This is a genomic window from Halobacillus sp. AWH4_228 (assembly GCF_056158365.1).
Map to the genome: position 1 here is coordinate 1872480 of NZ_JBSWTE010000001.1, position 13080 is coordinate 1885559.

At 48.7% G+C, this 13080-nt stretch carries 17 protein-coding genes; 15 read left to right on the forward strand and 2 right to left on the reverse strand.

All coding sequences use genetic code 11. The features are described 5' to 3' along the window. Positions 1-18 precede the first annotated feature (18 nt). From ACXADP_RS09405 to ACXADP_RS09465, 13 genes are read left to right on the forward strand one after another with little or no spacing between them, the layout of a single operon-like run. Positions 19-1014 carry an ABC transporter substrate-binding protein gene (locus ACXADP_RS09405; RefSeq protein WP_474968815.1) on the forward strand — a complete coding sequence of 332 codons (996 nt, stop codon included), beginning with the start codon at positions 19-21 and terminating at the stop codon, positions 1012-1014. Further along, on the forward strand, positions 977-2041 hold the full coding sequence (locus ACXADP_RS09410) for a FecCD family ABC transporter permease (RefSeq protein WP_474968814.1): 1065 nt from the start codon (positions 977-979) through the stop codon (positions 2039-2041). The genes ACXADP_RS09405 and ACXADP_RS09410 overlap by 38 nt, the downstream gene beginning before the upstream one ends. Beyond that, positions 2038-3507, forward strand: coding sequence for an adenosylcobinamide amidohydrolase (locus tag ACXADP_RS09415; protein WP_474971326.1), 1470 nt, complete (start codon positions 2038-2040; stop codon positions 3505-3507). The genes ACXADP_RS09410 and ACXADP_RS09415 overlap by 4 nt, the downstream gene beginning before the upstream one ends. Continuing rightward, positions 3507-4475 carry an adenosylcobinamide-phosphate synthase CbiB gene (cbiB, locus tag ACXADP_RS09420; protein WP_474972303.1) on the forward strand — a complete coding sequence of 323 codons (969 nt, stop codon included), beginning with the start codon at positions 3507-3509 and terminating at the stop codon, positions 4473-4475. The genes ACXADP_RS09415 and cbiB overlap by 1 nt, the downstream gene beginning before the upstream one ends. Then, positions 4441-5526: a threonine-phosphate decarboxylase CobD gene (cobD, locus tag ACXADP_RS09425; protein ID WP_474971327.1), complete on the forward strand. Its 1086-nt coding sequence runs from the start codon at positions 4441-4443 to the stop codon at positions 5524-5526. The genes cbiB and cobD overlap by 35 nt, the downstream gene beginning before the upstream one ends. A gap of 32 nt (positions 5527-5558) precedes the next feature. Then, positions 5559-6050: a bifunctional adenosylcobinamide kinase/adenosylcobinamide-phosphate guanylyltransferase gene (locus ACXADP_RS09430; protein ID WP_474971328.1), complete on the forward strand. Its 492-nt coding sequence runs from the start codon at positions 5559-5561 to the stop codon at positions 6048-6050. Beyond that, positions 6047-7513 carry a cobyric acid synthase gene (locus tag ACXADP_RS09435; protein ID WP_474971329.1) on the forward strand — a complete coding sequence of 489 codons (1467 nt, stop codon included), beginning with the start codon at positions 6047-6049 and terminating at the stop codon, positions 7511-7513. The genes ACXADP_RS09430 and ACXADP_RS09435 overlap by 4 nt, the downstream gene beginning before the upstream one ends. After that, entirely contained in the window at positions 7510-8304 is a 795-nt protein-coding gene (locus tag ACXADP_RS09440; RefSeq protein WP_474971330.1) for an adenosylcobinamide-GDP ribazoletransferase, read from the forward strand. Before ACXADP_RS09435 ends, ACXADP_RS09440 begins: the two co-directional genes overlap by 4 nt. Beyond that, entirely contained in the window at positions 8262-8894 is a 633-nt protein-coding gene (locus ACXADP_RS09445) for a histidine phosphatase family protein (RefSeq protein ID WP_474971331.1), read from the forward strand. The genes ACXADP_RS09440 and ACXADP_RS09445 overlap by 43 nt, the downstream gene beginning before the upstream one ends. After that, positions 8831-9223 (forward strand): bifunctional adenosylcobinamide kinase/adenosylcobinamide-phosphate guanylyltransferase, encoded by a 393-nt coding sequence (locus tag ACXADP_RS09450; RefSeq protein WP_474971332.1) that lies wholly within the window; start codon positions 8831-8833, stop codon positions 9221-9223. Before ACXADP_RS09445 ends, ACXADP_RS09450 begins: the two co-directional genes overlap by 64 nt. A 15-nt stretch (positions 9224-9238) precedes the next feature. Further along, a complete protein-coding gene (locus tag ACXADP_RS09455; RefSeq protein ID WP_474968806.1) occupies positions 9239-9829 on the forward strand; it encodes a cob(I)yrinic acid a,c-diamide adenosyltransferase in 591 nt (196 codons plus the stop codon). Further along, on the forward strand, positions 9826-10311 hold the full coding sequence (locus tag ACXADP_RS09460) for an ECF transporter S component (protein ID WP_474968805.1): 486 nt from the start codon (positions 9826-9828) through the stop codon (positions 10309-10311). Before ACXADP_RS09455 ends, ACXADP_RS09460 begins: the two co-directional genes overlap by 4 nt. Further along, positions 10301-11017: an ATPase gene (locus tag ACXADP_RS09465; RefSeq protein WP_474971333.1), complete on the forward strand. Its 717-nt coding sequence runs from the start codon at positions 10301-10303 to the stop codon at positions 11015-11017. The genes ACXADP_RS09460 and ACXADP_RS09465 overlap by 11 nt, the downstream gene beginning before the upstream one ends. Before the next feature lie 40 nt (positions 11018-11057). On the opposite strand, the gene ACXADP_RS09470 is transcribed toward ACXADP_RS09465, so the two are convergent. Together ACXADP_RS09470 and ACXADP_RS09475 are read right to left on the reverse strand one after the other, a co-directional pair. Then, a complete protein-coding gene (locus tag ACXADP_RS09470) occupies positions 11058-11327 on the reverse strand; it encodes a DUF3243 family protein (protein WP_474972304.1) in 270 nt (89 codons plus the stop codon). Between the two features lie 69 nt (positions 11328-11396). Next, complete coding sequence (locus ACXADP_RS09475; RefSeq protein ID WP_474968803.1) at positions 11397-11582, reverse strand: YjzC family protein; 186 nt, start codon at positions 11580-11582, stop codon at positions 11397-11399. A 168-nt stretch (positions 11583-11750) separates the two neighbouring features. Here ACXADP_RS09475 and ACXADP_RS09480 point away from each other — a divergent pair, with 168 nt between their 5' ends. Both ACXADP_RS09480 and uvsE read left to right on the forward strand, forming a co-directional pair. Further along, positions 11751-12047 carry a hypothetical protein gene (locus tag ACXADP_RS09480; protein ID WP_474971334.1) on the forward strand — a complete coding sequence of 99 codons (297 nt, stop codon included), beginning with the start codon at positions 11751-11753 and terminating at the stop codon, positions 12045-12047. Between the two features lie 49 nt (positions 12048-12096). Then, positions 12097-13065, forward strand: coding sequence for a UV DNA damage repair endonuclease UvsE (gene uvsE, locus ACXADP_RS09485; protein ID WP_474968801.1), 969 nt, complete (start codon positions 12097-12099; stop codon positions 13063-13065). Positions 13066-13080: the final 15 nt, after the last annotated feature.

Here is a 13080-nt window from a genome sequence, read left to right on the forward strand (position 1 = left end):
ATAAGGGGAGGAATAAAGATGGAACATTTATGGAGAAAACTGCTGGCTGTGATATTTGTCATCGGTCTACTGGCGGGATGTGCTTCAGGTGGGAATGAGGATGCAGAGTCTTCCGAGGACCAGTCCGACCAAACGACAGAAGAAAATGAAACGTCCGGGGAAGAGGGTTCTTATCCATTGACCTTAACGGATGCTATGGATAATGAAGTAACCATCGAAGAAGAACCGGATAATATTATCAGTACAATTCCAAGCAATGGGGAAATCCTGTTTGCACTTGGCTTGAACGAGGAAGTGGTCGGGGTTAGTGATTTCGCCAATTACCCGGAAGAAGCTGCCGAAAAAGAGAAAATCGGAGGACAGGATTTGAATGTAGAGAAAATCCTTTCACTTGAGCCGGATGTAGTCCTTGCTCATGCTTCCGGAGCGCATACTTCCCAAGAAGCCCTTCAGCAGATTCGTGATGCAGGGATTTCCGTTTATGTCGTTAAGGATGCTTCTTCGTTCGATACGGTCTATGAAACGATTGCCACGATTGGAGATATTACCGGAACAAGCGAAAAAGCTTCAGAGATCGTCTCTGGTATGCAGGAAGACTTGAAAGCGGTTGAAGAAAAGGCGGCTGCGATTGCTGAGGAAGACAAAAAAGATGTATTTGTGGAAGTGTCACCGGAACCTGAAATCTACACAGGTGGACAAGGCACATTTTTGAATGAAATGCTGGCTGCTATTCAGGCGGAAAACGTTGTCGGGGATCAGGAAGGCTGGTTCAAAATGAACAATGAAGCAATTGTTGAACTGCAGCCGGACGTCATCATTACGACGTATGGCTATTACACAGAAGATCCTCAAGGCAGTGTTTTAAGCCGGGATGGCTGGGACACCGTACCTGCTGTAGAGGAAGAACAAGTCTATGATGTTCATTCCGATCTTGTCACACGTCCGGGTCCACGTTTAGTTGAAGGGGTTCAGGAACTTGCAGAAGCCGTTTATCCAGACGTTTTTAGCGAATAAGACGACACATTATATTGGCAGTGTCTTGTTTTTAGTGTTCAGCATTTTTCTCGGGGCTTCCCTTGGCAGTGTCCCGATTTCCTTCGAAGCTATTGCCCGCATCATCGGCGGGCAGCTGCTTCCATTTTTGCCTGTGTCTGAAGGGACAGATCCTACTCTGCAGGCAATTATTCTGCAGATCCGGCTGCCGAGGGTCGTTCTTGCAGGATTGGTAGGCGGCGCACTGGCTGTATCAGGGGCCGCTTTTCAAGGTCTGCTTAAAAACCCGCTCGCGGATCCCTATACACTCGGCGTGTCTTCAGGGGCGTCGGTGGGAGCGGTTGCGGTTTTGTTCCTGGGCATAAGTCTTCCTTTTGCCGGTTCTTTTACGCTTCCAGTCGTAAGTATTACGGCAGCGATCTGCACGATTTTTATCGTCGTAGGTTTTGCCAGGCTTGTAGACCGATCGATGTCCATGACGACGATCATCTTAACTGGGATTATCTTCAGCTCATTCCTCGGATCATTCATATCCCTTATGATTTCTTTGACAGGAGAGGAGCTGCGGCAGATCATCAACTGGCTGCTTGGTAGTGTCGGTAACCGTGGCTGGGATTATGTCCATTTGATGCTTCCTTTCTTTGTTGGTGGAGTCCTATTGCTCATATTTACAGGACAGGAACTGAATGCGATGACCTTTGGTGAGGAGCGGGCCAGGCAGCTCGGGGTTCATGTGGAGCGTCAAAAATACGTGGTCCTGTCTGCGGCCTCTATCTTGACTGGTGCGGCTGTTGCCGTATCCGGGACCATCGGATTTGTCGGACTGGTTATCCCTCACATATGCAGGAAGTTGTTTGGTAGTGATCACCGGCATCTAATACCACTGTGTGTCTTGAATGGAAGTGCATTTCTAATTCTCGCTGATTTACTGGCCAGAACAATCGTCACCCCATCCGAGCTTCCTATAGGTGTGGTCACCGCTCTGATCGGGGCACCGATGTTTGCTGCCATACTAATCCGAAGAAGAAAAGGAGGTAGAAGTTCATGATTGACGTGCAACATCTCTATGCCGGTTACGACCATGACATTCTTCATGATCTGTCCTTTTCTATACTTAAGGGTGAAATGTTTGGTATCCTCGGTCCGAACGGCAGTGGAAAGACGACGTTACTTAAAGCGATAAACGGGACGCTGCCGGGAGTCAGGGGGGACGTTGCCATTCAGGGCCGTCCGATCAGCCGTATGACAGCGAAAGAAACAGCGAAGGAAATGGCAGTCCTTCCCCAGCATCATGATGTGTCCTTTTCCACAACAGTGGAGCAGACTGTGTTGATAGGCCGCTACCCTTATCAAAAAGGACTTTTCAAACAGTGGACAAGAGAGGATTATCAGATTGCAGAAGAAGTGATGGAACAAACCGGGGTGACACAGTTCAGGCACCAGTCGCTGTTATCCCTTAGTGGAGGGGAGCGTCAGCGTGTTTTCCTGGCCCAGGCGCTGGCTCAAAAACCTCGCATTCTTCTATTGGATGAACCGACGAACCACCTGGATTTCAGTTATCAGAAGCAGATGCTTGACGCATTAAAACAGTGGTCCTTGAAAAACGGACTGACGGTCGTCGCGATCTTTCATGACTTGAATTTGGCAAGCCTGTACTGCGACCGTCTCCTGTTGTTGGATCAAGGAAGGGTGAAGGCGCTGCAAGAACCGGAAGTGGTGCTGAATGAACAGCACCTGTCAGCCGTCTACCGATCGGATATCCATGTCCATGCTCACCCCTCCTTTTCGAAGCCGTTTACAAATGTCGTCCCCTCTTTTAACGAAGATAAACCGAAATCCATCCTGTCACCAGATCAGTTGGACGTTTCAAAGGAGCGGGTCTATTACAAAAGTCGTCAACCTTTGAAGTGTTATTCGTCGGCTGTTCTTCATCCCGGCTTCGGCTGGTTTGAAGAATTTATCAATGTCCAGGTAGACCATTCTTTCCGGTGTGATGATCCAGGGGGCTATTTGAGGACAGAAGCGGAGCGATGGGGCTGTCAGATCCACAGGACCGTGGGCATGATGACAGCGGCGGACGTCGAGGATCTTTCGACCGAGTTTGTTGAAAATGAAGATTTTACGCTGCTCGTCGTCGTCACAGCAGGAACAGGGAACGCTGTGGATGTCGTCCACGGCAGCAGTCATCTACAAGAAACTGTGCCGGGGACGATCAATACCTGGGTGTTCATAGACGGACATTTATCTGAACAGGCCTATGCTCAAAGCCTGATGACCGCAACAGAGGCTAAGGTGAGGGCTCTGATGGATATGGCTGTTAACGATCCTGTAACGGGTACGGCGGCAACAGGCACCTCTACAGATAGTGTTTTAATCGCAGGCACACAGCAGGGAGCGATGCTGGAATATGGAGGAACGATTTCTTCATTAGGCAGAGCGGTCGGTCCAGCTGTATACAAAGCGACGAAGGAAGCGGCTGCCCGATACCTCAATCGAAAAGAAGATGGGTTTTGATTTCCCATCTGCTTGCCCTCACATTAGGATGCCTCCTGGATTTCTTTTTTGGAGATCCCACAAAGATGCCTCATCCTGTTACAGGGATGGGAAAGGTTATTGCGGTTTTGGAGAAGTCCTGGAACAAGGGCCGGTATCAGGTTTGGAGAGGAGCGCTTCTTTGGATTGTCGTTACAGGTTCCGCTTTTCTGACTGCATGGGGGATGGCAGCCGCTGCCGCTTTATGGAGTCATTCCGCGTCCGTCATTGTAGAAGGGCTTCTTATATGGACGACGATTGCAGGAAAAGGGCTGAAAGAAGCCGCTCTTAACGTCTATCTTCCTTTGAGGGAAGGGGATTGGGAGACTGCACGTCGGGAGCTTGGGTGGATTGTCGGCCGGGATACGGGCCATCTTGAAGAGAGGGAGCTTGTCCGTGGTACGGTCGAAACGGTGGCGGAAAATGTAAGTGACGGTGTTACGGCACCCCTTTTTTACGCTTTGATCGGTGGGGCACCACTCGCTGTGTTGTATCGGGCGGTGAATACGTGTGATTCAATGGTCGGCTACAAAACAGAGCGATACAAAGCCTTCGGGTATGTATCAGCGAAAATGGATGATTTATTTAACTATATCCCAAGCCGGCTGACGGCTTGCGTGACGCTCATCGTTTCCAATGGAACAGCCCGTGAAAAGCGGTGGAGGTTCCATCACCTGTCTTCTCAGGCCTCGCATCATCCAAGTCCGAACAGTGGCTGGGGGGAAGCCGCCGCCGCTTTATCGCTTGGCGTACGTTTAGGTGGAGAAAATACGTATTTTGGGGAAAAGTCATTCCGCCCGTATATTGGTTTTCCTCATCATGAATTGACAGACATACAAATCAAGCAGGTCAATGTACTGTTAACACGGACGGTGGCAGCATGGATTGTCCTGCTCTGGTTAGGGGGGATTGGGTTTGAACTGGCCGTCTCATGGTGCAAATCCTTATAAACTTTATCAAATGCAGGGGAAAATACCTAAAGAAACGATTACGGATTTCAGCGTGAATACAAATCCATACGGGTCTCCGGCCGGGTTGAAGGGTCATATGGCACACCATCTGGATTTGATCCATGAATACCCCGATCCTGAGCAAAAGCGGCTTACAGAACGAATTGCTTTGATGCAGGATCTGCCGGAAGAAAAGGTACTCGTCGGCAACGGAGCTTCTGAACTTATTCATATGATTGCCCGATTTTGGCAGGGCAGGCGGGTGGGGATTATTCAACCAACCTTTTCCGAATACGAAAAAGCGTGTGAAGCGTATGGTTGTGACATCGTCAACTTTTATGTATCGGAAGAGAGGAACTTTCATCTCTTTATTCCAGATATTCTTCCACACCTCCCGAGCCTGGATCTATTCATACTTTGTCATCCCAACAATCCGACAGGTAGAACCTATCAGCCTGATGTATTGTATGGGTTGTTAAAACTCTGTAAATTCAACGACGTTCAGGTCGTGATTGATGAGGCTTTTTATGATTTTGTTTCAGGAGAGCCTTTCTTCTCACCCGACTTGTTTGAATTTCCGAATGTTCTTCTTCTTCGCTCCCTCACAAAAATGTACAGCATACCCGGACTCCGCCTCGGTTATGTAATGGGAGAGGCAAAGGTGGTTGAAGCACTGAAGCGCCTGCAGCCGGAGTGGAGTGTCAACGCACTTGCTGAGGAAGCGGGCATGTATTGTTTGAGTCAGCAAGGATTCGCCCGGCAGACAGCTGCTGATCTGTCCAGGGAGAAAGCTTTCCTCTTTTTACAATTGAAGAGGCTGGGCTACACTCCTTTATCCACGGAAACGAACTTCTTTCTCATGAGAGACCCTTTCCACAGCCAGGCCGATGACATGATCTGTTTTCTCCTGCAGGAAGGCGTGACTGTCCGGCATACGAATAACTTCAAGGGGTTGAACGGAGCCTTTGTCCGTGTGGCCGTGAAACAGCGGGCGGATAATGACCTGCTTCTCAAAGCTCTGGAAAAATGGAGAAGTGTATGCTTACAGTAGTGATAGGCGGTGTCAGGAGTGGCAAAAGCAGCATGGCGGAGAGGAAAGCTGAGGGTACAGGAGAAGAAACCCTTCATTATATTGCTGCAGGGGTTAACACAGATGAAGAAATGCAGCACCGGATTGATTATCATCAAAAGGCCAGGGAAAATTCGTTATCTACATGGGTTCTTCATGAGCATCCAGTCCAACCATCGGAAGCTTCTTTTCCCGATGGCAGCGTTGTCATCCTGGACTGTTTAACGACCTGGGCGACGAATGAATGGGTGAAGATGGACGGGGATACCTGTGTGGATGACCTTGTGGCCGCGATCCTGGGTGAAATCATTCATTTAAATGAACGGGCAGGTCATCTGATCGTTGTTTCCAATGATCTATTTTCGGATGCTTCCGATCATCCGCCTGTGATTGAAGAATATTTACAACTGCTGGGAACCCTCCATGTAAAACTGGTTGATATGGCCGAGCTTGTCTATCATATGCAGTTCGGCCACGCCCGGCTTAAAAAGGGGCAACAGCTATGAAGGGACTAATGATACAAGGAACAGCTTCCAATGTAGGAAAGAGTTTCATTGTAACCGCAATCTGCCGGTGGCTCTCCAATCAGGGATATCGAGTGGCGCCGTTTAAGTCGCAGAACATGTCGAATAATTCCTATGTAACCAATTGGGGAACGGAGATCGGCAGGGCCCAGGGAGTCCAGGCAGAGGCGTGCAGGACACCGGCCCTTCCGGAAATGAATCCAATCCTTTTAAAACCGAGAAACGATCAGGATGCGGAAGTCATCTGTCTTGGAAAGTCTATGAAGACATTCTCAGGGAGTAATTACCGGGCTGCCTTTTATGAAGAAGGGCTTCAAGCTATCAAGCAGAGCCTTGACAAACTGAATAACTCTTTTGACTATATCGTTATTGAAGGAGCCGGAAGTCCTGTTGAAGTGAATTTAAATGACCGGGAGCTTGTGAATATGGCTGTCGCCGACCTTGCTGACGTTCCGGTCCTGCTGACAGCGGATATCGACAGGGGCGGGGTTTTTGCATCCATCGTCGGTACGCTGGAACTGCTTCCCCCGCATCACAGGGATAGGGTCAAAGGGATCCTCATCAATAAATTCCGTGGGGATCCTGCCTTGTTCGAAGATGGGCGGAAGTGGCTCGAAACCTATACGGGGCTCCCTATCCTCGGGGTTCTTCCGCATATCGAACATCATATTGAAGCGGAGGATTCCTTATCATTACGTCCCCCTAAGGCGTCCACAGGTACCAAGTCTCTGGATCTTGCCGTCATCGTTTTTCCCTACGTTTCCAATTTTACAGATGTCGATCCGTTCTATAGGGAAAAGGATGTCAGTATCCGCTATGTGTACAGTAAGGAAGAATTCGGATGTCCAGATGCTGTCCTTCTTCCGGGGACAAGAAGTACGATCGAAGACCTGAAAGCGGTGCAAAACAAAGGTCTGGCCGAAGCTTTGACCTCTTATATACACCGGGGAGGGACAGCGGCAGGGATATGCGGAGGCTATCAAATGCTTACCCGCCAGCTGACAGACCAACACGGTTCCCATGAAGGACTGTCCATCCTGCCAATGAGGTCGGTGTTTCATACCGACAAGCAGACGAGGCAGGTCCGGGGAGAAGTGCACGCTTCCAGTGGTTTCGGACCCCAGTCTATTGAAGGGTATGAAATTCACCTCGGAGAAGTCACCGCTGAAGACGAAGTTCCAGCTTTGTTCACATTTAACAGCCGTGATGAAGGTGCAGTCTGGAATGATGGCAGAGTAATAGGCACCCATCTGCATCATGTGTTCCATAATGATGGCTTTCGAACAGACTGGTTGAACAGGCTCCGTAAAGAAAAGAATCTTCCGGTCCTTCCTGAAGCAGATCAGGAAGAAGACCCTTATGACAAAGCAGCGGATGAATTAGCTGCAGAAGTGGATACCGATGCGCTCCTGCGCTTATTAAATGGGGAGGAGCTTGTACCATGAAGGCATGGATTCAAGGATTTCTTCTGGCCTTTCAATTCTTCTCCATTTTACCTGTCCGTCGTGAGCTGCCGATGGAGGGAAGGCAGTTGAGGGGAGCCATGGTGAGTCTGCCCTGGGTCGGGCTTGCCGCCGGAGGATGCGCATTGGGGGTTTCCTTTCTGCTGGATGTGTATACGCCTATGTCTAATGAAGGGATCGCGCTCTCAGCTTTGATTATCAGCGGTGTGTTCACTGGAGGCATTCATCTGGATGGGTGGATGGATACAGGAGATGCTTTCTTCTCCTACCAATCCATCGATAAACGGTTGGAGATCATGAGTGATCCACGCACGGGGGCTTTCGGCGTCCTTTCCGTTCTCCTTCTCCTTTCCGTCCGCTTCCTGTTTTTAATGGAAACCCTGCATGTATCCTTTGCTGCATTTGCTTTCGGCCTCCTTGTCCTTCCATGGATCAGCAGAAGTATCCTTCTTTATCATTTTGCCTGGACACCTCCTGCCAAGCAGGAGGGGCTGTGCGTGCTTTTTCAGTCAGCTTATGAAAAAAAACTATGGATCATCAGTCTTTTGCAGAACCTTATCTGGGTGGCCGTATTCATTGCTGGATATCATCTGTTCTGGATTCCGGCCGTCCTCTCGTTTTCAGCAGCTTTTTTGATGTATTGGCTTTTCCGGAATGGATCTATCCGTTCGTTCGGGGGAATGACGGGGGATGTATTAGGTGCAACGGTGGAAGGAGGGGAAACACTGTTATGGATCGTATGGTGGATCTCTATTTTATCCGTCATGGATTAACCGATGGAAACAAGCAGAGACAATATATCGGCTGGAGTGATGTTCCGCTTCTTGAAGAGGGGAAAACAAGTGTACAAATGTTCAAGGATCAGCTCCCTGATATGGGATTGGTTTTCAGCAGTGATCTGCTTCGCTGCGTGGAAACGACGGAGCTGTTGTTCCCCGGCTGTCGATACGGAAGAAGTTCTTCTCTCAGGGAAATCCATTTCGGTGACTGGGAAACCTGCACGTATGAGGATTTAAGGGATAATGACCTCTATAGGGCGTGGGTGTCCCGGCCGGACCGGTTTACACCACCGAGAGGGGAATCATATCCGCATTTCCAACAGAGAGTAAATCGGTTTTTGCTGTATCTGCTAAGAGTGGTCGAGAAACAGCAGGTCCAATCCGCTGTGGTCGTTACCCACGGAGGTCCATTAAGGGAAATGGTCAGCTGGGTGACAGGAACACCTCTTTGGACCTATCCAGTCCACCCTGGAGAAGGTCTCAAAATTAAGCTTCAGCAAAAAGGGGAAGGGGGGATATCATGGAATTTGTTACAGGTGGATCCTATAACGGAAAAGGAAAATGGGCCCGGGATATGTGGCTGAACCATTATGAGGAGCACACGTGGATGGACTTGAAATCCCAGGAGGTGCACATCCCGGACACAGATCAGCTCGTTCTTGAAAACATTGAATTTATGGCCAGGGAGACGGAAGAAGGTTGGTCCTGGCTGGAACCTTTGTTGTCATGGGAGAACGAGGCCCCTCAGCGCCGTCTGCTTCTGATAGGCACGGATATTACCAGAGGGATTGTTCCATTGGAAAAGTCGGACAGAGAGTGGCGCGACCGGACAGGTTTCTTATATCAAAGGATCATGGAAGAGGCAGCCCATGCTTATGTGGTGTGGTTCGGCATTGCAGAACAATTGAAATAAACAGGAGGTTATCAAATGAGACTTTATACAAAATCTGGTGATAAAGGCCAGACGAGTGTTATCGGAGGACGGGTGGACAAGGATGATATCCGTGTAGAAGCCTATGGTACGGTTGATGAAGCCAACAGCTTTGTCGGAAAAGCAAGAACAGAATTGGATTTGTCGATCGATTCACTTCAGCAGGTGGATCAGGAACTGGAACGGATCCAGCATGAATTGTTTGACTGTGGAGGTGATCTGGCCAATAAAAAAGCGGATCATCCCTATAAATTGGAAGAGAAAAGTGTGAACTGGCTCGAAGACCGGATGGATGAGTATATTGCAGAAACGCCAGAGCTCAAACGGTTTATCCTGCCTGGAGGGGCACCGGCTGCCGGCACGCTGCATATCGCACGGACAGTTACGAGGAGAGCGGAAAGAAACGTCGTTTCCCTTGCGAAAGTCGAGGACATTCATGACGTGTGCCTGCGATACTTGAACCGGTTATCCGACTACTTTTTTGCGGTCAGCCGGTACATCAATTTCGTCAGTGGGGAGAAGGATGTAGAGTATATCCGCAGTGCGGAAGTGTTCAAAGGCCGTCCGCGAAAGTCTAAAGATACGTGAAGAAATTCGTGTGGACCGCGATGTTCACTTCCATGGCCGCTGTAGGCGGCTTGTTGAAAATCCCCGTCGGCATTGGAAGTATCGCGCTTGATGCTGTGCCGGCGCTTCTTGCCTCTATTGTTCTTGGACCGGTCAGTGGAGCGGTGACCGGTGGTCTCGGCCATCTTCTTTCCGCATTCACCGGCGGTTTTCCACTCGGTCCTTTTCATCTGTTTATTTCGGTGGAAATGGCCCTGCTTCTTTTGCTGTTTCCCTTTATTTACAATAAGAGCAGATGGACGGGATATTTGTTTTTCATCACCTTCAACAGCCTTGTTTTACCACTCCCATTTTTATGGATGATGAGCTCTGTGTTTTACTGGACCCTTGTCCCGGCTCTCACAGCAGGCGCTTGCATCAATGTCATCTTGTTCTGCTTTGTATTACAGAAAATAAAACCGGTACTTATGGGGGCGAAGGAGGAGAAAGTCAGTGCGGGATAGTACGTTTATTCCTTTTGATAAACAGTTCGATCTAGTAATCAGTTCTGATAACGCGGCGAATATCGGCGAAAAGGATGCCGATTACATTCAAGCTCCTTATCCACTTGTGGCGGAATCTATGTTCAGGGTGGCCTTTATGGAAAATTACGCAGTAGGGGCTGAGCCATTATCCATCCTGCTGCACAACTTTTCAGGAGAAGATGTGTGGCAGCCGTGCGTGGATCGGATCAACGAATTGGCTGAAGGTCTCGGTCTTTCTGTTTCCGTGACTGGGAGCACCGAATCCAATTTCCCCCTGCAGCAGTCTGCGCTCAGCCTCACTGTCATAGGGAAAGTAAGCCCGTCAAATGTAAAGGCAGGGTGTACACCGGAATGGGCAGCTTTTGCTGTCATCGGTGAGCCGCTGGTCGGGCAGGAAGTGATGGAGAAGGAGGACCGGATGGCGCCGTTGTCGTTATTTAAAGAGCTCGCCGATCATCCGTCCGTTTTTGAAATGCTGCCTGTCGGCTCCAAAGGAATTCTTTACGAGCTGCAGGAAATGTTGAAGGCGAATGATTTAGCAGCAGCTTTTCCTGAACATTGTTCATTGGATGTAAAGAAATCCGCCGGCCCTTCCACCTGTTTTATCATCAGCTATAAAAAAGAAGAGGAGGCAGCGATCCGTAAAGCAGCAGGGGCGTTGTTCCACCCTCTTCTCCCACGTTAAAAAACCCCCGTCGGCTGGATCAGCCGCGGGGGGTCTGTTTTTAATTGGTTTGGTCGGCCATTTTTACAAGAGCGTGTGCAATGTGCTCCCGCTCATTTTTGTCTGCCGCATTCCACAGTTCATTGAGAACCTTCTCTTCCCTGTTTCTTGGTTCTTCATATTCAGCTAAATAATCCGCTACGCGTTTGGCGCCCTTTGTAAGACCTTCTTCACCAAGGCCCAGTTTTTCGCCTTTACGGACTTTATCACCGAGGTAGTCCTTAAACGTTTGGAAGTTGCTCATGATTTCATCTTTTTTCTCTTCATTCATCTCTGCTGCCTGCTCTTTTGGGTCTTTCACTTTAAATTCCTCCTCTTGTAGATTCTCAGTTGTGTATCGTTACGCTTTTTCCCAATAGGCTGCCTGGTTTTGGGAACTGATAGGTGGGAAAGAGTCGCCGCTGTTCAGTTCAACATGCTTTTCGTCTTCTGTTACGCTGTCTTCCTTACCGCCATCAACAAGTCCTGCGAATTTGTAAGTGCCATTCTCCGGCGCTTTTTCTCCCGTTTTAAAACGATCCGCCATTACTGAAAACTCCCTTTCCTTTTTTTGTAATTCTTCGTGTGTACATTACGTGTATATCCGGATTGAGGGATAATGAAACATTTGGAAAACATCCAGTGGAAAAATGAGGAAAATGGCAGGGGATGCCACCATTCATCTAGAAGGAGTTATAATAAGGAGGCGTTTCCATTGAGTATTTCCATGATAATGACCTTGTTTGGATTGTTCCTCGTAGGAAGTGCTCTTGTATGTACAGGTCTTGGATGCTATTTCACGAAGAGAACGGATGTAACAACAGGATATTTAGCTGTGCTTCTTCCCAGTGTCGTCCTCGTTACGCTGACGGTGAAGTGGTTCCTTTTAACAGCCGTGCCCGTGAGTGTAAGTATGTTCACCTGGGTAATGCCGATTGCCCTTGCCCTTGTTTTTTATCCTCTTTTTCTCAGTATGAGCTGGGTGCTGTTAAAACGAATGGACCATGCATAAGCGGGAATTTCATGACAGATGATATAGAAAAAGAATCTTGGTGATGGTTATGACATTATTCCGACTCGGCTATGTGGCTATGAGTGTTCATCTGCACAATGCTTCTCCTTCTCAGACCGTAACTTATAAACGATTTGCCCAGATGAAAGATCAGGAGGCTGCAAAAAGGAAACTGGAGCGAACCGCTTCTGCCAATCTACAGAACTGCCTCAGACTTTTGAAACATAACAAAGCACACGATATCCAGTTTTTTCGCTTGAGTTCCCGTCTTGTTCCCCTCGCCACGCATGAGGCTTTACGAGGGTGGGATTACCTTGGGCCGATTAAGCAGGACTTGAAGATGCTTGGAGACTTCGCCCGGGAGAATGGGATGCGGCTGGATTTCCATCCTGATCATTTTGTGGTGCTGAACGCCCGTAATCAAGAGATTTTCCAATCGTCTATCACTGTGTTGAAGTATCATTATCTCCTTCTGCATCATATGGGGATCGATCCGACCCATCGATGCGTCTTTCACCTCGGAGGGCGGTACCAGGACAAAGAATCGTCTCTGGAGCGTTTTATAGAGAACTGGGCTCTCGTTCCAAAGGGGATCCAGAAAATGGTGATGATCGAAAATGATGATACTTCCTACACGCTGGACGATTGTCTCTATGTATGTGAAAAACTTCAAATCCCCCTCGTTTTTGATCTTCATCATCATATGGCGAACCATGAGCATAAAGAATGGGAAGAGAATTGGGACCGTGTCCTAGGGACGTGGACCCATTCCCCGCTTCCTGTGAAAATGCATATCTCCAGCCCGAAAAGTCCGGATTCTTTCAACAGTCATGCTGATTATGTTGATCCGGATATGTTTCTGGCGTTCATTGAGAAAACCGCCGGTACAGTAGACCAGATCGACTGTATGATTGAGGCGAAACAAAAAGATGAAGCTCTTTTTCAACTGGCTGGGAAGCTTCGTAATCATCCTCGCATCGAAATGAAAAGTGAGAGCAGCTTTGAGTGGAAGGAGTGAGGAATAACAGCCTGC